The organism is Micromonospora humidisoli, from assembly GCF_016900955.1.
Taxonomy (GTDB): Bacteria; Actinomycetota; Actinomycetes; order Mycobacteriales; family Micromonosporaceae; genus Micromonospora; species Micromonospora wenchangensis.
This window is the reverse complement of record NZ_JAFEUO010000001.1, coordinates 896,787-917,061: the sequence shown is the minus strand read 5'-3', so window position 1 is coordinate 917,061 and position 20,275 is coordinate 896,787. Positions and strand designations below refer to the sequence as shown.

General features: G+C 72.1%; 17 protein-coding genes. 9 read left to right on the top strand and 8 right to left on the bottom strand.

The window, feature by feature from the left end; translation table 11 throughout:
- Positions 1-29: 29 nt before the first annotated feature.
- The gene (locus tag JQN84_RS04035; protein ID WP_204957005.1) at positions 30-1,502 is read left to right on the top strand and encodes an NAD-dependent malic enzyme; all 1,473 of its coding nucleotides are present in this window, start codon (positions 30-32) and stop codon (positions 1,500-1,502) included.
- A gap of 459 nt (positions 1,503-1,961) precedes the next feature.
- On the opposite strand, the gene dapF is transcribed toward JQN84_RS04035, so the two are convergent.
- The 4 genes from dapF to JQN84_RS04015 all read right to left on the bottom strand — a co-directional run bounded on the left by dapF (position 1,962) and on the right by JQN84_RS04015 (position 5,308).
- The gene (gene dapF, locus JQN84_RS04030; RefSeq protein ID WP_204957004.1) at positions 1,962-2,795 is read right to left on the bottom strand and encodes a diaminopimelate epimerase; all 834 of its coding nucleotides are present in this window, start codon (positions 2,793-2,795) and stop codon (positions 1,962-1,964) included.
- 7 nt (positions 2,796-2,802) lie between these two features.
- On the bottom strand, positions 2,803-3,714 hold the full coding sequence (miaA, locus tag JQN84_RS04025) for a tRNA (adenosine(37)-N6)-dimethylallyltransferase MiaA (protein ID WP_204957003.1): 912 nt from the start codon (positions 3,712-3,714) through the stop codon (positions 2,803-2,805).
- Positions 3,711-4,664: a class III extradiol ring-cleavage dioxygenase family protein gene (locus JQN84_RS04020; protein ID WP_307821031.1), complete on the bottom strand. Its 954-nt coding sequence runs from the start codon at positions 4,662-4,664 to the stop codon at positions 3,711-3,713. Before JQN84_RS04020 ends, miaA begins: the two co-directional genes overlap by 4 nt.
- Positions 4,665-4,858: 194 nt before the next feature.
- The gene (locus tag JQN84_RS04015) at positions 4,859-5,308 is read right to left on the bottom strand and encodes a hypothetical protein (protein ID WP_239484649.1); all 450 of its coding nucleotides are present in this window, start codon (positions 5,306-5,308) and stop codon (positions 4,859-4,861) included.
- A gap of 253 nt (positions 5,309-5,561) precedes the next feature.
- Between JQN84_RS04015 and JQN84_RS04010 the strand changes: the two genes are divergently transcribed.
- From JQN84_RS04010 to JQN84_RS04000, 3 genes are all read left to right on the top strand, one after another.
- Positions 5,562-6,770, top strand: a complete 1,209-nt coding sequence (locus JQN84_RS04010) for a DUF349 domain-containing protein (RefSeq protein WP_204957002.1) — start codon at positions 5,562-5,564, stop codon at positions 6,768-6,770.
- Between the two features lie 440 nt (positions 6,771-7,210).
- Positions 7,211-8,878, top strand: a complete 1,668-nt coding sequence (locus JQN84_RS04005) for a cellulase family glycosylhydrolase (protein ID WP_204957001.1) — start codon at positions 7,211-7,213, stop codon at positions 8,876-8,878.
- A gap of 305 nt (positions 8,879-9,183) precedes the next feature.
- A complete protein-coding gene (locus JQN84_RS04000; RefSeq protein WP_204957000.1) occupies positions 9,184-10,560 on the top strand; it encodes a pectate lyase family protein in 1,377 nt (458 codons plus the stop codon).
- Between the two features lie 46 nt (positions 10,561-10,606).
- Here the strand turns inward: JQN84_RS04000 and miaB are convergent, their stop codons facing one another.
- Positions 10,607-12,121: a tRNA (N6-isopentenyl adenosine(37)-C2)-methylthiotransferase MiaB gene (gene miaB / locus JQN84_RS03995; protein ID WP_204956999.1), complete on the bottom strand. Its 1,515-nt coding sequence runs from the start codon at positions 12,119-12,121 to the stop codon at positions 10,607-10,609.
- 67 nt (positions 12,122-12,188) lie between these two features.
- Here miaB and JQN84_RS03990 point away from each other — a divergent pair, with 67 nt between their 5' ends.
- The gene (locus tag JQN84_RS03990) at positions 12,189-12,416 is read left to right on the top strand and encodes a DUF2277 family protein (protein ID WP_204956998.1); all 228 of its coding nucleotides are present in this window, start codon (positions 12,189-12,191) and stop codon (positions 12,414-12,416) included.
- Between the two features lie 126 nt (positions 12,417-12,542).
- Here the strand turns inward: JQN84_RS03990 and JQN84_RS03985 are convergent, their stop codons facing one another.
- A complete protein-coding gene (locus JQN84_RS03985) occupies positions 12,543-13,022 on the bottom strand; it encodes a hypothetical protein (protein WP_067314369.1) in 480 nt (159 codons plus the stop codon).
- A gap of 304 nt (positions 13,023-13,326) precedes the next feature.
- Positions 13,327-14,316 (bottom strand): selenide, water dikinase SelD, encoded by a 990-nt coding sequence (selD, locus tag JQN84_RS03980; RefSeq protein ID WP_204956997.1) that lies wholly within the window; start codon positions 14,314-14,316, stop codon positions 13,327-13,329.
- A 197-nt stretch (positions 14,317-14,513) separates the two neighbouring features.
- Between selD and JQN84_RS03975 the strand changes: the two genes are divergently transcribed.
- The 4 genes from JQN84_RS03975 to JQN84_RS03960 are packed head-to-tail and all read left to right on the top strand — an operon-like array spanning position 14,514 to position 17,917.
- Positions 14,514-15,269: an amino acid ABC transporter ATP-binding protein gene (locus tag JQN84_RS03975; RefSeq protein ID WP_307820993.1), complete on the top strand. Its 756-nt coding sequence runs from the start codon at positions 14,514-14,516 to the stop codon at positions 15,267-15,269.
- A gap of 57 nt (positions 15,270-15,326) precedes the next feature.
- The gene (locus JQN84_RS03970; protein WP_204956996.1) at positions 15,327-16,205 is read left to right on the top strand and encodes a glutamate ABC transporter substrate-binding protein; all 879 of its coding nucleotides are present in this window, start codon (positions 15,327-15,329) and stop codon (positions 16,203-16,205) included.
- A 39-nt stretch (positions 16,206-16,244) separates the two neighbouring features.
- A complete protein-coding gene (locus JQN84_RS03965) occupies positions 16,245-16,952 on the top strand; it encodes an amino acid ABC transporter permease (RefSeq protein WP_204956995.1) in 708 nt (235 codons plus the stop codon).
- Entirely contained in the window at positions 16,949-17,917 is a 969-nt protein-coding gene (locus JQN84_RS03960) for an amino acid ABC transporter permease (RefSeq protein ID WP_204956994.1), read from the top strand. The genes JQN84_RS03965 and JQN84_RS03960 overlap by 4 nt, the downstream gene beginning before the upstream one ends.
- A gap of 62 nt (positions 17,918-17,979) precedes the next feature.
- Here the strand turns inward: JQN84_RS03960 and rny are convergent, their stop codons facing one another.
- Positions 17,980-19,746 (bottom strand): ribonuclease Y, encoded by a 1,767-nt coding sequence (rny, locus tag JQN84_RS03955; protein WP_204956993.1) that lies wholly within the window; start codon positions 19,744-19,746, stop codon positions 17,980-17,982.
- Positions 19,747-20,275 lie beyond the last annotated feature (529 nt).

The following is a 20,275-nucleotide window of genomic DNA, read 5'->3' as shown; positions in this document are numbered from 1 at the left end:
GAGCCGCCAGCGACGACGGAGGTATTTCCGTGGCCATCACCCGACTGCCGAGTGCCGGATTCTCGATCACGATCCGGATCGCGGTCCCCGCGGACGCCTCCTCGATCGGCCGGCTGACCACGTCGGTCGGCGAGGCAGGTGCGATCGTCACCGCGCTGGACGTGGTCGACTCCGACCCGACCCACGTGATCGTCGACCTCACCTGCGACACCGCCGACGCCGGCCACGCCGACCAGGTCGTCGAGGCGCTCACCGCGCTCGACGGGGTGGACGTGCGCAAGGTCTCCGACCGGACCTTCCTGCTGCACCTCGGCGGCAAGATCGAGGTGCACTCCAAGGTCGGGCTGCGGACCCGTGACGAGCTGTCCCGGGCGTACACCCCGGGGGTGGCCCGGGTCTGCATGGCGATCGCGGAGAACCCGGCGGACGCCCGCCGGCTCACCATCAAGCGCAACACGGTCGCCGTGGTCAGCGACGGCTCCGCCGTGCTCGGTCTGGGCAACCTCGGCCCGGCGGCGTCGCTGCCGGTGATGGAGGGCAAGGCGGCCCTGTTCAAGCGGTTCGGCGGGGTGGACGCCTGGCCGGTGGTCCTGGACACCCAGGACACCGACGAGATCGTGGCGATCGTCAAGGCCATCGCCCCCGCGTACGGCGGGATCAACCTGGAGGACATCGCCGCGCCGCGCTGCTTCGAGATCGAGGCCCGGCTGCGCGAGGCGCTGGACATCCCGGTCTTCCACGACGACCAGCACGGCACCGCGATCTGCGTGCTGGCCGCGCTGACCAACGCGCTGCGCGTCGTGGGCAAGCAGCTCGCCGACGTCCGGGTGGTCGTCTCCGGGGCCGGCGCGGCCGGCACCGCGATCATGAAACTGCTGCTGCGCCAGGGCGTCGGCGACATCATCGCGTACGACCGGCAGGGCGCCCTGCACCGCGACCTGCCCGACCTCAACCCGGCCTGGCAGTGGCTGGCCGAGAACACCAACCGGGACAACTACTCCGGCGACCTGGCCGGCGCGGTCCGGGGCGCGGACGTCTTCATCGGGGTGAGCGCCCCCAACCTGCTGACCGGCGACGACATCGCCACCATGGCCAAGGACGCGATCGTCTTCGCGCTGGCCAACCCCGACCCGGAGGTCGACCCCCGGGAGGCCCGCAAGCACGCCGCGATCGTCGCCACCGGCCGCTCCGACCAGCCGAACCAGATCAACAACGTGCTCGCCTTCCCAGGCGTGTTCCGGGGCATGCTCGACGCGCACGCCGAGGAGTTCACCGAGGAGATGGCGATCGCGGCGGCCCGTGCCATCGCCGACGTGGTCGGTGAGGACAAGATCAACCCAACGGTCATCGTGCCGAGCGTCTTCGACTCCCGGGTCGCCCCGGCGGTCGCCGCCGCCGTCCGTGCCGCCGCCCAGAACCCGGCCGTCACCCCGCCGCCGGCCGCCGACCCGGGCCCGGCCGACCTTCCCGAGATCGCCGCCACCGCCAGCGCCACCCCCTGACCCCGACGCCCCTCCCCGTCCCCACCTCCCCACCCACCTCGCCCCGCCTCCCCCGCCTCGCCCCACCTCGCCCCGGTGATCAAGAGGTTTACGTCATCCCACCCGCCATCTCCGACACATACCTCTTGATCACCCGACACCACCCCCACCCGGTGCCGATGATCAAGAGGTATACGTCACCCCAGGCCCCGACTCTGACGTAAACCTCTTGATCACCCCGCGCCACCCGCCTGACAGCGGCGATCAAGAGGTTTACGTCAACCCACCCGCCATCTCTGACGCATACCTCTTGATCACCCGACACCACCCCCATCCGGTGCCGGTGATCAAGAGGTATGCGTCATCCATGGCTCCGGTTCTGACCTGAACCTCTTGATCACGGGGCAAGGCGAAGCGGGGGCACGGCGAAGCGGGGGCACGGCAAGCGGGGGCGGGCGAGACGGGAGGGAGGGAGCGGCGTCAGGGGAGGGTGAGGGTGCCGGTGGCGATCAGGACGGCGGGGCCGGCGAGCCAGCAGGAGTCGGCGGTCACCGTGACCGTGAGCCGGCCACCGGGGACGTCCACCGCCACGACGCCGGTGTCCCGGGTGGCGTCGCGCAGCGCCACGGCGGCGACCGCGCAGGCGCCGGTGCCGCAGGACAGGGTCTCGGCCGAGCCGCGCTCGTAGACCCGCATCAGGACGTGTTCGTCGGTGCCGTCGACCGGGTCGGCGGGGGCGGTGAACTCGACGTTCACCCCGTGCGGGAAGACCCGGGGGTCGAATTCGGGTGCGCGGGTCAGGTCCAGGTCGGCCAGGTCGATGCCGGCCGGCAGGGCGCAGACCAGGTGCGGGTTGCCGACGTCCACCGCCGTGCCGGGCAGGGTCAGTCCGCCGAGGACGGCGCGGGAGGCGTCGTACAGCCGGGGGCGGCGCATCTCGACGGCGATGGTGTCGCCGTCGACCCGGGCCCGCACCAGGCCGGCGCGGGTCGCCACCGGCAGGGTTGCGCCGGTGGGGGTGGCCAGCCCGGTCGCCAGCAGGTAGCGGACGAAGACCCGGGCCCCGTTGCCGCACATCTCGGCGGACGAGCCGTCGGAGTTCCAGTAGTCCATGAACCACTCGGCCTCCCCGGCGAGGGCGACCCCGTCGGGGTGTTTCGCCGCCCGGACGACCCGCAGCACGCCGTCGCCGCCGAGGCCGCGCCGCCGGTCGCAGAGCGCGGCGACCAGGCCGGGGGTCAGGTCGAGGGCGCCGTCCGGGTCGGGCAGGATGACGAAGTCGTTGCCGGTGCCGTGACCCTTGGTGAACTCCACGCCCCCATCATGGCCGATGCCCGGCGACCACCCGCAGGGCAGTCTCGACAAACGTCGGCACGGTCGGGTCCAGCCAGTGGATCCGCTGGTCACGGCGGAACCAGGAGCGTTGCCGTCGGACGAACCGGCGGGTGGCCCGGATCGTCTCGTCCCGCGCCTGCGCCTCGTCGGTCTCCCCGGCCAAAAACCGCAGCACCTGCTGGTAGCCGAGCGCGCGGCTGGCCGTCCGGCCGTCGGCCAGGCCCTGCCCGCACAGCGTACGGACCTCGGCGACCAGCCCGTCGGCCCACATCCGGTCGACCCGCGCCGCGATCCGTTCGTCGAGCAGCGCGGTGTCCAGGTCGACGCCGAGCTGCACCGCCGGGTAGTACGGGGTCGGGTCGGGCAGCGAGGCGGTGAACGGCGCCCCGGTCAGCTCGATCACCTCCAGCGCCCGGACGATGCGTCGACCGTTGCCGGGCAGGATGCCCGCCGCCGCCGCCGGGTCCGCCCCGGCCAGCCGGGCGTACAGCGGGGCCGGGCCGAGCTGCGCCAGCTCCGCCTCCAGCCGGCCGCGTACCGCCGGGTCGGTGCCGGGGAACTCGAACTGTTCCAGCACCGCCCGCACGTACAGGCCGGAGCCGCCGACGAGCAGCGGCACCCGCCCCCGGGCCAGGATGTCGTCGACCGCCGCGCGGGCCAACCGCTGGTACTCGGCGACGCTGGCCGGTTCGGTGACCGGCCAGATGTCCAACAGGTGGTGCGGTACCCCGTCGCGTTCGGCCGGGGTGAGCTTGGCGGTGCCGACGTCCATACCCCGGTAGAGCTGCATCGAGTCGGCGTTGACCACCTCACCGCCGAGCGCGTGCGCCAGGGCGATGCTCAGCGCCGACTTGCCCGCCGCGGTCGGGCCCACCACGGCGACGACCGTGCCGCTCACCGCGTCACACCGCCCGCCGCCGCCGTCCCGGCGTCACCCGCCCTTGTCCCGGTGTCACCCGCCGGCGTCCCGTCCGGGCCGGTCGGGTCCGTCCGCGTCCAGGAGGCCACCAGGTAGCCGACGCCGTAGGGGACGCCGTGGTGGCGCAGCTCGCCGTGCCAGTCGCCGCCGGCCGCGCGGACCGCCCCGGCCAGCACCTGCCAGGCCGGCCGACCGGCGACCCCCAGCTGCGCCGACAGCACCGGGTCCAGGCCGAGCAGCGCGTCGGCGTCCGCGTCGGCCAGGGCACGGGCGACCCCCTCGTCGTACGCCCCGGCGCGCGGGTCGTCGTAGCCCGGCGCTTTCGGGCCGTGGCAGGCCGACCCGTCACCGAGCACCAGCAGGGCCCAGGGCCCGTCCACCCGCAGCCCGGCCCCGAGGGCGGCGCACCGGTCGGCCGGCTCGTCCGACGCGACGCTCACCATCCGCCAGGCGGTCGGTGCCGGCGGGGCGGTCCGCTCGACCAGCCAGGCCCCGACCAGCAGACTCAGCGGCAGCTCCGCGTCGTCGACCGGCGGCGGCACCGGCTCCACGCCGCCCGGCGGGGGCACGGCCGGCAGCGACCCACTGCCGCCCCGGGGAGGCACGGCCCGCAGAAGCGCAGGGTGGTCGGACCGTGGCGGGGCGGTCCGGACCGGGGAGGGGCTGGCCGGGTCGGGGTGGGGTGTTCCGAGGTCGACCGTGAGGGGCAGTCCCCAGGGGGCGAAGCTGCCCCGGCGGGGCAGCGCCAGTTCGGTGGTGCGCTCGCCGGCACCGACCAGCACGATGGTGTCCGCCCCGGCCGCGTAGACGGCGGCGACGGCGGCGGCGCAGGCGTCACGCAGCTCCGCCAGCTCGGGCGCGGCGGCCCCGGCCAGCTCCGGCACGATCAGCGGCGGGTGTGGGCAGACGGCGGCGGCGAGCAGTGGCACCAGGCAACGGTAGCGGCCGGGCACCGCCCGCTCCGCCCACCCCGCCAGTCCGAGCCGCCGCTCCAGCGCGCCGCGCACGTCGGTAGCGGCCGGGCGCCGCCCGCTCCGCCCACCCCGCCGTCGGGCATGCCCGGGTGCGGCGCGGGGGCGGGCATGCGGGTGGTCGGCCCGGCCGCCGGCTCGGGGGTCGACGCTCAGCCGGTCTGGCCGCCCCAGCCGCCCTGCACCATGGTCTGGAACCGCCACTGCCCGCCGGTGCGGACCAGCAGGTCGGCGTAGCGCACCCGCTGGCGTTGGCCGTCGAGGGTGAACTCGGCCTCGGTGAGCACCACGGCCAGGCTGCGGGTGAGGAAGTAGGGCGTGCGGCGGCTCTCCATCCGCAGGTCGCCCCCGCCGCCGAGGACGCCGCCCATCATCTCCAGGTAGGCCGCCCGGTCGAGCTGGCGGGCCGACCCCTCGCCGGCCGCGTCGTCGGTGACCGTGTTGAGCGGGAACATCGCCAGGTCGGCGGTGCCGGCGACGTCACCCGCCTCGGCCAGGGCGTCGTAGCGGCGGAACCACTCGTCCAGCTCGGCGAGATCGGCGGCGTCGGGCACGAACCCGGGGTCGGCCGGGGGCGTCATCCGGGTGTGGGACTGGGTCATCCTGCTCCTCCTCGCCCGCCCGCAGCACGGGCGGCAGCATCCTGTACGGCCTACCGTACACCGTACGGCGCATTGCGACACTCGCCCCACGGAGCCTGTGTGTGGGTGCTAGGACACCGTATGGTCACGGTCAGAGACAGGCGCTCGACGCGGACGGGGGCGGACCTGTGACAATGCCGGGAGCAAGTTGGCTGCGCCGTGGCGGCGATCGCGGGGGGTTTCCCGACGACGCCGGGAGAACGAGGATGGGCACATGAGCGACTGGACTGCCTTCGGACGGGTGGACGCGGACGGCACCGTGTACGTGAAGACCAGCGAGGGCGAGCGGGTGGTCGGTTCCTGGCAGGCGGGCGCGCCCGAGGAGGGCCTGGCCCACTTCGCCCGCCGCTTCGCCGACCTGGTCACCGAGGTGGACCTCACCGAGGCCCGGCTCAACTCGGGCGCCGCCGACGCGGGAGGTTCGCTGAGCACCGTGCGGCGGATCCGCGCCTCGCTGGCCGAGGCCCACGTCGTGGGGGACATCGACGCCCTCGCCGCGCGCCTGGACAAGCTGGCCGTGCTCGCCGAGGAGAAGGCCGGCGAGGCCCGTGCCGCCCGGGAGGCCGCCCGGGGTGAGGCGCTCGCCCGCAAGACCGCCCTGGTCGAGGAGGCCGAGAAGCTGGCCGCCGAGTCGACCGGCTGGAAGACCGCCGGCGACCGGCTCAAGGAGATCCTCGACGAGTGGAAGACCATCCGGGGGATCGACAAGAAGGCCGACGGTGAGCTGTGGAAGCGGTTCGCCGCCGCCCGGGACGGCTTCACCAGGCGTCGGGGTGCCCACTTCGCCTCCCTCGACCAGCAGCGCAAGCAGGCGCACACGGTCAAGGAGGAGCTGGTCGCCGAGGCCGAGAAGCTCTCCGACTCCACCGACTGGGCGGCCACCGCCAACCAGCTCAAGGAGCTGATGAACCAGTGGAAGGCCGCCCCGCGCGCCTCCAAGGAGTCGGAGCAGAAGCTCTGGGAACGGTTCCGCGCCGCCCAGGACGCCTTCTTCAGCCGGCGCAGTGAGGTCTTCTCGGCCCGGGACAACGAGCAGCGGGCCAACCTGGAGCGCAAGCAGGCGCTGCTGGCCGAGGCCGAGGCGCTCGACGTCGACGGCGACCCGAAGGGCGCCCAGGCGAAGCTGCGCGACATCCAGGCCCAGTGGCACGAGGCGGGCCGGGTGCCCCGGGAGGCCGCCGCCGGCCTGGAGCGGCGGCTACGTGCCATCGACGACAAGGTCCGCGAGGTGATGGACTCGGCCTGGCGGCGGACCACCAAGGAGGACAACCCGCTGCTCGCCCAGATGCGGGCGCAGGTCGCCGAGGCCGAGGAGCGGCTCGCCCGCGCCCAGGCCGCCGGGGACGCCCGCCGGGTCAAGGAGGCCGAGCAGGCGCTCGCCTCCAAGCGGCAGTTCCTCCAGCTCGCCGAACAGGCCGGCTGACCCCGGCCGGCCGTCCGCGCCGGTTTGATCGGACACACCCGAGCCCCCGGTTCCTTCACCAGGGACCGGGGGCTCGCGCGTGTCCGCGCTGGTCGCCGAGCGGACCACCCGGGCGGGGAGCATCCCGGGCACGTCCGCGACCAGCCGGAACCACCCCTCCGGCGGGGCCGCCGCGACCTGCGGTTGACGCATCGAGACCGGCTGATCAGAATGAGCGGCAGAGCCAGGTCGATCCCACCGGCGCGAGGGCACCGACGACGGACACCGTCGTCGGGAGTCGCCGGTGCACCGCAGCGAGTGGCCGTGTCCACGTGACCCGGCGCGTCGCGCACTGTCCGCGTATCCCGAAACGAGCGGGACGGACGGCGGCGGCCGGCGTTTCCCCCGGTTTTCCGCCCCGCGTCGCCGTCGCGACGCCGGGCATCCGAAGTGGAGCCCGCATGTACCGACCCCGCACTCTCGGCGCCGCGCTCACCGCGCTCGCCACCGCTGCGGCCGGCGTGTTCGTCGCCGCCGCCGTCAGCACCACCCCGGCCGCCGCCGCCGTCGGCGGCACCGGCACCGGCTACCTGCACACCAACGGCAACAAGATCGTCGACAGCACCGGCGCGACGGTACGGCTGACCGGCATCAACTGGTTCGGCATGGAGACCGACAACCGCACGTTCCACGGCCTGTGGTCGAACAACCCGTGGCGCGGGCAGCTCGACAAGATGGCCAGCCTGGGCTACAACACGCTGCGCATCCCGTACTCGAACGACTCGGTGAAGCCGGGCGCGACCGCCACCGGGATCAACGACTTCGTCAACCCGGACCTGGTCGGGCTCTCCCCGTTGCAGATCCTCGACAAGGTGATCGCCTACGCCGGCAGCAAGGGCATGCGGGTCATCCTGGACCGGCACCGGCCGACGTCGGCCGGTCAGTCGCCGCTCTGGTACACCTCCACGGTCTCCGAGGCGACCTGGCTCGCCGACTGGAAGATGCTGGCCCAGCGGTACGCCGGCAACACCACGGTGATCGGCGCGGACCTGCACAACGAGCCGCACGCCGAGGGCACCAACCCGGCCGCGACCGGCGCCTGCTGGGGCTGCGGCGACACCACCCGGGACTGGCGGCTGGCCGCCGAGCGGGCCGGCAACGCCATCCTCGGGGTGCAGCCGAACTGGCTGATCTTCGTGGAGGGGGTGAGCTGCCCCAGCGGCGGCCTGTCGAACGTCTGGGACAACGACACCAGCAACGACGAGGACTGCGGCTGGTGGGGCGGCAACCTGTCCAAGGCCGGGCAGTTCCCGGTCCGGCTGAACGTGGCGAACCGGCTGGTCTACTCGCCGCACGAGTACGCCACCAGCGTCTACGAGCAGGAGTGGTTCAAGGCGGCCGACTTCCCGGCGAACCTGCCGGCGGTCTGGGACCGCTACTGGGGTTACCTCTACAAGCAGAACATCGCCCCGATCATGATGGGCGAGTTCGGCAGCACCCTGGCCGACCCCCGGGACAAGGTGTGGCTGGAGAAGCTGATGGCCTACACCGGCACCGGCGTCAACGGGATGTCCTTCACCTACTGGTCGTGGAACCCGAACTCGGGTGACACGGGTGGCATCGCGCTCGACGACTGGACCAACATCAACACCGCCAAGCAGGCGATCCTCCAGCCGTACCTGATCGCGCCGGTGGCCGGTGGGGCCGACCCGACGGGCACCCCGACGCCGAAGCCGCCGACCACCACCCCGGTGCCGCCGACCACGACCCCGCCGCCGCCCACCACGACGCCCCCGCCGCCCACCACCACGCCCCCGCCGGCGGGTGGCTGCACCGCCACCTACAAGCAGGTCAACGCCTGGCAGGGTGGTTTCCAGGGCGAGCTGACCGTCAAGAACACCAGTTCGGCGGCGGTGAACCCGTGGTCGGTGACCTGGACCTGGCCGGCCGGGGTCACCCTGGTCAACGGCTGGAACGCCACGGTCACCCAGTCCGGCACGACGGTGACCGCCGCCGGGCCGAGCTACGCGCCGTCGCTGGCGGCGGGCGCGTCGATCACCGTGGGCTTCACCGCCAACGGTACGGCAGCCGCACCGGCCTCGGTGAAGCTGAAGGGCACCGCCTGCTGAGCCGGTCCCGTCCGCACCCTGGCGGGCCGCCGGTCGACACGTCCGTCGACCGGCGGCCCGCCGGCCGTTGCGGCACTGCCGGGAGGTGACCGGCACGCCGATTTACATCCGTCACTGTCTATGCTTTGCTCGGGAAAGCGCTTGTCCGGGCCGCGGGCGCACCCCACGGGAGCCACCTCGTACCGACCTGACCCCCTGGCAGGGGCCGATCGGCGAACGCGGCGAGTCACCGGTGCCGACGGGCGCGGCACCCACCGGCGGCTCCCCCGTCGACGGCCGCCTGTCCCACCCGAAAGGGACGCAGCATGCGCACACCTCGGCGTCGTACGACGCTGATCGCCGCCACCACCGTCGCCCTGCTCGCCACCGGCACGCTCACCGCCGTCGCCGCCCACGCCGCCCCCGGCTGCGCGGTCAGCTACACCGTCGGCGGGCAGTGGCAGGGCGGATTCACCGGCAACATCACCATCAGCAACCTCGGCGACCCGCTGTCGAGTTGGAGCCTGCGCTGGTCGTACTCGGCCGGCCAGACGGTCAGTGACGCCTGGAACGCCACCGTGACCCAGAGCGGCAGCACGGTGACCGCCACCAACGTCGGCTACAACGGGAGCGTGCCGACCGGCGGCACCGTCTCCTTCGGCTTCAACGGCACCTGGAACAACTCCAGCAACCCGACGCCGACCAGCTTCACCGTCAACGGGGTGACCTGCACCGGAAGCACCGCCCCCACCGGTGCGCCGACCACCCCGCCGTCGACCACACCCCCGCCGACGACGCCCCCGCCCACCACCCCACCGGCGACCACCCCACCGCCCAGCGTGCCGCAGACCGGCCTGGTCGGCTGGGCCACCCAGAACGGCGGCACCACCGGCGGCGGAAACGCGGGCGCGACCACCGTCTCCACCGCCTCGGCGCTGACCAGCGCGTTGAACGCCACCGGCGCGGCGGTGATCCGGGTCTCCGGCACCATCAACTGCTCGGGCATGCTGCGGGTCCGGTCCAACAAGACGGTGCTGGGCAACGCCGGGGCGACCATCGTCGGCTGTGGCTTCACCGTCAACGGCGACCGCAACGTGATCATCCGGAACCTGACGTTCCGCAACTGGAGCGACGACGCGGTCAACGTGGAGAGTTCGGCCACCAACATCTGGATCGACCACAACACGTTCAGCAACGGCTACGACGGCACCGTCGACATCAAGCGCGGCTCCGACTTCGTCACCGTCTCCTGGAACCGGGTCTACAGCCACGACAAGACGATGCTGCTCGGGCACAGCGACGACAACGGCAGCCAGGACATCGGGCACCTGCGGGTGACCTACCACCACAACTGGTACGACGGCAGCAAGCAGCGCAACCCCCGGGTCCGCTTCGGCAACCCGGTGCACGTCTACAACAACTACTACTACAACAACGCCGGCTACGGCGTGGCGTCCACGATGAGCGCCGGGGTGCTCGTCGAGGGCAACTACTTCGAGAACGTCAAGGACACCTACCACCTCGGCGAGGCCGACTCCGGGCCGGGGAGCCTGGTGGCCCGCAACAACCACTTCGTCAACTCGCCCGCCGGGCAGACCGGCGGCAGCGTCGCCGGCATCCCGTACCCGTACACCCTGGACAGCGCGAGCAGCGTGAAGTCCATCGTGACGGCGGGCGCCGGCGCGGGCCGGATCTCGGTCTGACCGCGCACCGGTCGGGGTCCGCCGGCGTGGCGGGCCCCGACCGGGGTCAGTGCGCGGCGCAGCCGGTCGTCGGCGCGGGCGGCGCGGCCGGCGCACCGACCGTGGGCAACCCGAGCAACACCCCGGGGGTACGCGGGGCGCGGCCCGCCTCGGCGGCGTCCCCGGCCCGGGTGCGGCGGTGCGCCAGCGGCGCGCCGTCGGCGTTGAGGTGGTGCGGGGCGGCGTACGTGACGGTGGTGTGCACGATGTCGCCCGGCCGGACGGTGCCGGCCGCGCCCGGTTCACCGGGCCCACCGGTGGCGAAGTGCACCAGGCGGCCGTCGCGGGCCCGGCCGGAGAGCCGGCCGGTGCGGTCGTCCTTGCGGCCCTCGCCGACGGCGACCAGCACCTCGACGGTCTCGCCGACCAGCCGCTTGTTCTCCGCCCAGGTGATCTCCTCGACGCAGGCGATCAGCCGCTCGTAGCGTTCCTGCACGACCTGCTTGGGCAGTTGGCCGTCCATGGTCGCCGCGGGGGTGCCGGGGCGCTTGGAGTACTGGAAGGTGAACGCCGACGAGAACCGGGCCGCGCGGACCACGTCGAGGGTCCGCTCGAAGTCGGCCTCGGTCTCGCCGGGGAAGCCGACGATGATGTCGGTGGTGATCGCCGCGTCGGGCATCGCCGCGCGGACCTTCTCGATGATGCCGAGGTACTTCTCCGACCGGTACGAGCGACGCATCGCCTTCAGCACGTCGTCGGAGCCGGACTGCAACGGCATGTGCAGCGAGTGGCAGACGTTCGGCGTCTCGGCCATCGCGGCGATCACGTCGTCGGTGAAGTCCTTCGGGTGCGGGCTGGTGAACCGGACCCGTTCCAACCCGTCGATCTCGCCTGTCGCGCGCAGCAACTTGCCGAAGGCGTACCGGTCGCCGAACTCGACGCCGTAGGAGTTGACGTTCTGCCCGAGCAGGGTCACCTCCAGCACCCCCTCGGCGACCAGCGCGCGCACCTCGGCGAGGACGTCACCGGGGCGGCGGTCCTTCTCCTTGCCGCGCAGCGAGGGCACGATGCAGAACGTGCAGGTGTTGTTGCAGCCCACCGAGATCGACACCCAGCCGGCGTACGTCGACTCGCGCCGGGTCGGCAGGGTGGACGGGAAGACGTCGAGGGATTCGAGGATCTCCACCTCGGCGGCGGTGTTGTGCCGGGCCCGTTCCAGCAGCACCGGCAGCGAGCCGATGTTGTGCGTGCCGAACACCACGTCCACCCAGGGGGCCTTGCGGACGATGTCGCCGCGGTCCTTCTGGGCCAGGCAACCGCCGACGGCGATCTGCATCCCCGGGTGCCTGTCCTTCACGGGGCGCAGGTGACCGAGGTTGCCGTAGAGCCGGTTGTCGGCGTTCTCCCGGACGGCGCAGGTGTTGAACACCACCACGTCCGGGTTGTCGTCGGCCTCGGCGAGCCGCACGTAACCTGCCTGTTCCAGCAGGCCGGAGATGCGCTCGGAGTCGTGCACGTTCATCTGGCAGCCGTACGTGCGCACCTGGTAGGTGCGCGGGCTGCCCGCGGCTGCGGTAGTCATGACGTGCACAGCGTATCCGGGCCGACCGACCCGGGCCGACCGGGAAGACCCCGACGATGGAGGAACCATGTGCCGGAGCATCAAGACCCTGCGCGAGCCGTACGTCCCGACGGTCACCCCTGCCGACATCGAGGCGGCGGCGTTGCAGTACGTGCGAAAGGTGTCCGGTTTCCGGGCCCCGGCCGCGCACAACGCGGCGGCCTTCCAGGCGGCGGTGCAGGCGGTGACCGCCGCCACCGCGACCCTCCTCGACCAGTTGCAGGTCCGCAGCACCCGCCCCACCCCCGCCCCCTGACCCTCGCCCCACGCTCCTGTCGATCATGGAGTTGTGGTGGACGCATTAGGCCGATTTGACCTGTTCTGCGAGCGCCACAACTCCATGATCGACGGGGTGGGGCGGGGGTGGGGGTGGGGGTGGGGGTCAGGCGGCGGCGAGGGCTGGGTTGACCGAGTCGGGGGCCCAGCGGGAGCCGCGGCACCGAGACCAGCCACGGCAGGCCGGGTGTGCCAGGGTGCAGAGCCGGCGGGCGGAGAGCAGCTCGCCGTCGTCGGTCTCGGTCACCTCGAAGTGCACCGGGCGGATCGTGCCGCCCGGCGCGACCAGCAGGTGCCGGCCGGCGTCGAGGGTGTCGTCGGTGAGCAGGCAGTCCCGGTCGAGCAACCGGGCCAGCGCGGCGATCGTGCCCAGCTCGTGCCGCGACTCCGGGACGCCGTAACAGTCGACCATGGTGCCGAACTCCCCCGGGGCCTGCCAGACGTCGCAGATCACCGCGTGCCGGGGCAGCCGGGCCGGGTCCGCCACCGCCAGCGGCATCACCACCCGGCCGAGCGCCTCGGCCAGGGCCGGGTAGACCGTCACGGGTTCGGCCCGGTCGATTCTCCAGTTCCACAGCTCGGTCATGCCGCCTCCTCGCTGCGTTAGTTCCCACCGGCCTCCGGATCGGGCCTTACTGACGATGGTGGGGGGCATTTGCCCCCAGCCGAGGGCAAGTTACCGGTCTGTGACCATTCCGGGCAAAATTTCCCGGGGTGCCATTGCCGGGAGTGGCAGGAAGATGACAGTTTATCGGGTACGGTGCCCGGCGCGGGCCAGCCCGGCGGCGCGCCGCCGCCCCGACGCCCACCGGACGCGCCAGCAGACCGGGCGCACCTCACCCGGCCGGGCACGTCACCGGGCCAGGGCGCGCGTCACCGGGCCGGGCGGGTCAGCGCACCACGACCATCGACTCCCCCCGGGGCAGCAGCTCGCCGATCACCGTGCCGCCGGGCACCTCGCCGGCCAGCAGCAGCCCGCCGGAGGTCTGCGCGTCGGCCAGCAGCAGCCGGTCGGCCTCACCCGTCGACCCGAACCCGGTCCACGGGCTGACCCAGTCCAGGTTGCGCCGGGTGCCGCCACTGACGTGCCCGTCGCGCACCGCCTGGCGGGCACCGGGCAGGTAGGGCACCCGGGCGGCGTCGATCGCCACCGTCAGGCCACTGGCACGGGCCAGCTTCGAGGCGTGCCCGAGCAGCCCGAAACCGGTCACGTCGGTGCCGCAGCGGATGCCGGCCGCGACGGCGGCGCGGGCCGCGTCCCGGTTGAGCGTGGTCATCGACGCCACCGCCTCGGCGGAGACCTCGCCGGTGGCCTTGTGCCTGGTGTTCAGCACCCCGACGCCGAGCGGCTTGGTCAGCGACAGCGGCAGCCCGGCCCGGCCGGCGTCCAGGGTGATCAGCTCGTCGGGGCGGACCAGCCCGGTCACCGCCAGCCCGTACTTGGGGCCGTCGTCGTCGACGCTGTGCCCGCCGGCCAGGTGGCAGCCGGCCTCCCGGGCCACGTCCTGACCGCCGCGCAGCACCTCCCGGGCCAGCTCCAGCGGGAGGGTGTCCCGGGGCCAGCAGAGCAGGTTGATGGCGACCAGCGGAGTGCCGCCCATGGCGTACACGTCGGACAGGGCGTTCGCGGCGGCGATCCGCCCCCAGTCGTAGGCGTCGTCCACGACCGGAGTGAAGAAGTCGGCGGTGGTGACCAATCCGGTGTGCCCGTCCAGCCGGACCACCGCGGCGTCGTCGCCGTGGTCCAGGCCGACCAGCAGTTCGGCGGTGCCGGTGGCCGGCCCGAGGCCGGCGACCATCGCCTCCAGCTCGCCCGGCGGGATCTTGCAGGCGCAGCCGCCACCACGCGCGTACTCGGTCAGGCGGACCCGGTCGGTCATCCTCCCATGATCTCCGTCACCCCGCCGCGCCGCCACCTGACGGCCCGGCGGAGTGACGGAATTCGGACGTCGGCGTACACCCGACACCGGTGTTACCTCTCCGTGACCCGTTGAGTTGCGATCCGCCACGCCGCCCCGCCTACAGTGGCCCAACCGGGGGTCGACCGACCCCGCTTTCCGGTACGACGACAGGGACGGTGGACGACGTGGCGACCGGCGAACCGCTGATCGTGCTGGACAAGGTCAACAAGTGGTTCGGCCCCCTGCACGTGCTCGACGACGTGTCACTCTCGGTGGGCAAGGGCGAGGTCGTGGTGGTGATCGGGCCGTCCGGCTCGGGCAAGTCGACGCTCTGCCGGACGATCAACCGGCTGGAGCCGATCAACGACGGGACGATCACCTTCGACGGGCAGCCACTGCCGGCCGAGGGGCGGGCGCTGGCGAAGCTGCGCAGCGAGGTCGGCATGGTCTTCCAGTCGTTCAACCTCTTCGCCCACAAGACCATCCTGGAGAACGTCACCCTCGGGCCGGTCAAGGTCCGCAAGGAGAAGCCGGCCGCCGCCCGCGAGCGCGGCCTGGCCCTGCTCGACCGGGTCGGCATCGCCAACCAGGCCGACAAGTTCCCGGCCCAGCTCTCCGGCGGCCAGCAGCAGCGGGCGGCGATCGCCCGCGCGCTGGCCATGCAGCCCAAGGCGATGCTCTTCGACGAGCCGACCAGCGCGCTCGACCCGGAGATGGTCGGCGAGGTACTCGACGTGATGACCTCGTTGGCGAGTGAGGGCATGACCATGGTGGTGGTGACCCACGAGATGGGCTTCGCCCGGCACGCCGCCAACCGGGTGATCTTCATGGCCGACGGGCAGCTCGTCGAGGACGCCCCGCCGATGGAGTTCTTCGCCAACCCGCGCAGCGAGCGGGCCCGGGACTTCCTCTCCAAGATCCTCACGCACTAGGCGTCCGTAGTGGAGCGCGCCGGTCACCGGTGCATTCCGACGAAGAAGGAGTTCAGTATGCGTATGAAGCGCGTGGCGGCAGTCGCCGCGGCGGCCACCCTGGCGCTCGGTCTGGCCGCCTGCGGTGGCGACGACGCCGACGAGGGCACCGGCGCCGGCAGCAAGTCCTTCGCCGCCGGCAGCACCATGGAGAAGCTCAACAAGGCGCAGAAGATCAAGATCGGCACCAAGTTCGACCAGCCCGGCTTCGGCCAGAAGGGCCTGTCGGGCAAGCCGGAGGGCTTCGACGTCGAGGTCGCCAAGCTCATCGTCAAGGAGCTGGGCATCCCTGAGGACAAGATCGAGTACGTCGAGACGCCGTCGAAGATCCGTGAGGACGCCATCGTCAACGGCACCGTCGACCTGGTCGCGGCGACCTACACGATCAACGACAAGCGCAAGGAGCGGATCGCCTTCGCGGGGCCGTACTACGAGGCCGGCCAGAACATCCTGGTCAAGAAGGACGACACCACCATCACCGGGCCGGACTCCTTCAAGGACGGCACCAAGAAGGTCTGCTCGGTGACCGGGTCCACCCCGGCCGAGGAGATCAAGAAGTACATCAAGGACGTCGGCACCCAGCTGGTGCTCTTCGACACCTACCCCAAGTGCCGCGACGCCCTCAAGGGTGGTCAGGTCGACGCCGTCACCACCGACAACGTGATCCTGCTCGGCTACATCGCCGAGGACGAGGCGTCGTTCAAGCTGGCCGGGGACAACTTCACCAAGGAGCCGTACGGCATCGGGGTGAAGAAGGAGGACAACGACTTCCGCACCTTCATCAACGACACGTTGGAGAAGGCGTTCAACGACGGCAGCTGGAAGAAGGCCTGGGACGACACCGCCGGCAAGTTCGGCGCGGAGCTGGGCAGCGCGCCCACCATCAACCGCTACTGATCTGACCTCGATCTGGAGGGTGGGGAGGAACACCGACCCGTGAGTGTGCTCATCGACAAGTTCGACGTCTTCGCGGGTGGTTTCTGGCTCACCCTCCAGATCTGCGTCCTCGCCGCGATCGGCGCCCTGATCCTGGGCGCCGTCATGGCGGTGCTCCGCATCTCGCCGGTGCCGCCGCTGCGCGCCGTCGGCACCGCGTACGTGAACATCTTCCGGAACATGCCGCTGACCGTGGTGATGTTCTTCGCCGCCTTCGGCCTGCCGGCGCTCGGCTCCAACGCCGACTTCCTGCGCGTCCCCGTGCTGGACTCGCTCTTCACCCGGCTCGGCACCGACCTGCCGTACTTCCGTTTCGCGCTGCTCGCCCTGGTGCTCTACACCGCCGCGTTCGTCTGCGAGGCGCTGCGCTCCGGGGTCAACGCGGTGCCGCCGGGCCAGGCCGAGGCCGCCCGCTCGCTCGGCCTGACCTTCGGCCAGAACCTGCGGCACGTGGTGCTGCCGCAGTCCTGGAAGGCGTCGGTGGTGCCGCTCGGCTCGGTGATCATCGCGATGATCAAAAACTCGGCGCTGATCGGCTTCTTCGGCGTGGTCGGCGACCTGTCCCAGAGCGCCGACCAGCTCACCTCCGCCGAGGGCTACGCCTTCATCCCGGTCGCCATCGGCATCTCGATCGGCTACCTGATCATGACCGTGCCGCTCGGCGCACTGCTCGACCGGCTGGAGAAGCGACAGGCGGTGGCCCGATGAGTCAGCAGACCAGCGTCCTGTACGACGTCCCCGGCCCGCGCCAGCGCCGGATCACCCTGATCAGCAGCATCGTCGCCACCGTGCTGCTGGCCGTCGGCGCGTACTTCCTGATCTACCGCCCGCTGGACGACAAGGGCCAGTTCTCGATGGAGCTGTGGGGGCCGCTGGTCGACCCCTCCCACGAGAACTTCTCCCAGGTCTGGGACCGGATCGGCTTCGGGCTGAAGAACACCCTCACCGCCGCCGTGCTGGCCATCATCGCCTCACTGGTGGTCGGCACCCTGCTCGCGATGCTGCGCATCCAGCTCAAGAGCCTCACCCGGCGGCGCTTCACCGGGATGGCCACCCCGGTGGCCTACCTGCTGCGCGGGCTCAGCGTCACCCTCTCGGCGGTCACCCGGGTCTGCGTCGAGGTGTTCCGGGGCCTGCCGGTGGTGCTCACCATCTTCTTCGTGGCCCGGGGCTTCCCCGAGTTCGGCATCTCCTTCGACACGCTGTGGTACCTGGTCATCGGCCTGACCGTCTACAACTCCGTGGTCATCGCCGAGATCCTCCGGTCCGGCATGGAGGGGCTGCCGGGCGGGCAGGCCGAGGCCGCCGCCGCGATCGGCCTCTCCCCCGCCCAGACCACCCGGATGATCCTGCTCCCGCAGGCGTTCCGGATCATGCTGCCGGCGCTGATCAGCCAGCTCGTCGTGGTACTCAAGGACACCTCGCTGGGCTTCATCATCAGCTACGAGGAGACCCTCAACATCGGCAAGCAGATCATCGGCGTGCTGGACAACCCGATCCAGGTCTACGTGGTGATCGCCGCACTGTTCATCCTGGCCAACTACTCGCTGTCGAAGCTGGCCCAGTTCGTCCAGCGGCGGCTGTCCCGCGGGCGCAAGTCGGCCGGCACGCCGGCCCCGCAGGCCCCGCCCACCGTGCTCGCCTCCCAGGCCGAGGGCGCGGGCGGCAACTGAAGCATCCCACGCGACGAGGGCCGGCCCGGAGATCCGGGCCGGCCCTTCCTGGTCGTACGGGGTCAGCGGGCGATCTCGGTGACCCGGGACTCGCGGACCACGGTCACCCGGATCTGCCCCGGGTAGGTCAACTCCTCCTCGATCTGCTTGGCCACGTCCCGGGCCAGGACCGCCGCACCGATGTCGTCGACGTCGTCTGGCTTGACCATCACCCGGATCTCCCGACCCGCCTGCATCGCGAAGACCTTCTCCACGCCGAGCTTGCCGGCCGCGATCTCCTCGATCCGCTCCAGCCGCTTGACGTACGCCTCAAGGCTCTCCCGCCGGGCCCCCGGCCGCCCGCCCGAGCAGGCGTCGGAGGCCTGGGTGAGGACCGCCTCGATGGTCTGCGGCGGCACCTCGTTGTGGTGCGCCTCGATGGCGTGCACCACGTCCTCGCTCTCGCCGTACTTGCGGGCCAGGTCGGCGCCGATGATCGCGTGGCTGCCCTCCACCTCGTGGGTGAGCGCCTTGCCGATGTCGTGCAGGAACGCCGACCGCTTGATCGTCGGCACGTCCAACCGCAGCTCGGCGGCCATGATCCCGGCGATGTGCGCGGTCTCCACCAGGTGCTTGAGCACGTTCTGCCCGTACGACGTGCGGTAGCGCAACCGGCCGAGCAGGGTGACCAGTTCGGGGTGGATCTCGGTGATGCCCACCTCCACCAGGGCGTCCTCCGCGGCCCGGTGGCACAGCTCCTCCACCTCCTGCCGGGCCAGGTCGTGCACCTCCTCGATCCGGTGCGGGTGGATCCGACCGTCGAGGACCAGCTTCTCCAGGGTGAGCCGGCCGACCTCCCGGCGCACCGGGTCGAAGCACGACAGCAGCACCGCCTCCGGGGTGTCGTCGATGATCAGGTTGACCCCGGTCACCGACTCGAAGGCGCGGATGTTGCGCCCCTCCCGGCCGATGATCCGCCCCTTCATCTCGTCCCCCGGCAGGTGCAGCACGCTGACCACGCTCTCCGCGGTCTGCTCGCTGGCCACCCGCTGGATGGCGTCCACCACGATGTGCCGGGCGCGCTGTTCGGCGGTGTTGCGGGCGTCGGACTCGATGTCCCGCACCAGCAGCGCCGCCTCCCGCTTCGCCTGCGTCTCGATCGCCTCGATCAGCTCGGTGCGGGCCGAGTCGGCGGTGAGCCCGGCGACGCGTTCCAACTCCCGCCGGCGCTGCTCCTCGGCCACCGTCAGGGCCGCCTCCCGGGCGGTGACCGCCGCCTCCCGCTCGGCCAGCGCGGCGCTGGCGGCGGTGAGCTGCCGCTCCCGCTCGGCGAGCCGCTCCACCTCCTCGGTGTGCAGCCGTTCCCGCTCGTCCATCCGGGCGGCCCGGCGTTCCACCTCGGCCGCCTGCTCCCGCGTCGTCGCGGCGAGCACCGCCACCTCACGCTCACCGCTGCGCCGGGCGGCGGCCCGCAACTGCTCGGCGTCCGCCTCGGCCTGCTTGTGCGCCCGCTCCAGGACGGTGTCCGCCTCGGCGCGGGCGTCGTCGAGGACCCGGCGCGCCTCGGCACGGGCCGACTTCGCCTCCGCCTTGGCCCCGGCCGCCTCGGCCCGCGCCGCCGAGGCGGCGGACTTCGCCACGTCGATGGTGCTGTTCACCTCGTCGGCGGCGCTGCGCAACGCGGCCAGCGACTGTTCCTGCCGGTCCTTCTCCGCGATGAAGGCGGGATCCTCCGGGGCAGGGGCGGTGCCGATCCGGCGCAGCGCCCGTACGCCGACCAGGACGACGCCGACCACGACGGCGGCGAGGACCCCGACGACGATCAGGAGCACCACGTCGAAGGTGCTCATGCCGGTGTCCCGTCACCCGGGCCGGTGGGCCGCAACACCGTGCCGGCGCGACTGCGCGCGCCGTCACCTCCTGGGGACCCCCGGTCCCTGTGCCGACCAGCCATGGTCGCGCCTCCCCAAACGTCTACGCCGCAGGGGAACCGTGCCGACGGCACGCCACCTCTGCGGCTCCGGACGCCCGACCGAGCGGCTGGCCGTGGGGATAGCTCTCCGTCGGCGATGCCCATGCGGCATCGCCGACAGCCGGGTGCAGTTGTCGGATCGGCTCCGGACCGGCTGTCCGGAGGGACCGTCAAGGCCGGTGGAGCTGGCCAAAGTGTTGCAGTTCCGTTACGCGATCTATGTTGTGCGCTTAGCCTGCGCTGGTCGGGCAAAGTGAGCCTGTATGGCGAGGCTAGGTCGCGGAAGGCCGTTCGGTCAAGAACTCATGATCAAACCCCCCGAACGGAGAGAGTTGACAACGTCACCGAGCGGTGATCCGAGTCCGGACACGGCGCTACAAAAAACCCAAAGGTTCGCGGTGTCGGGG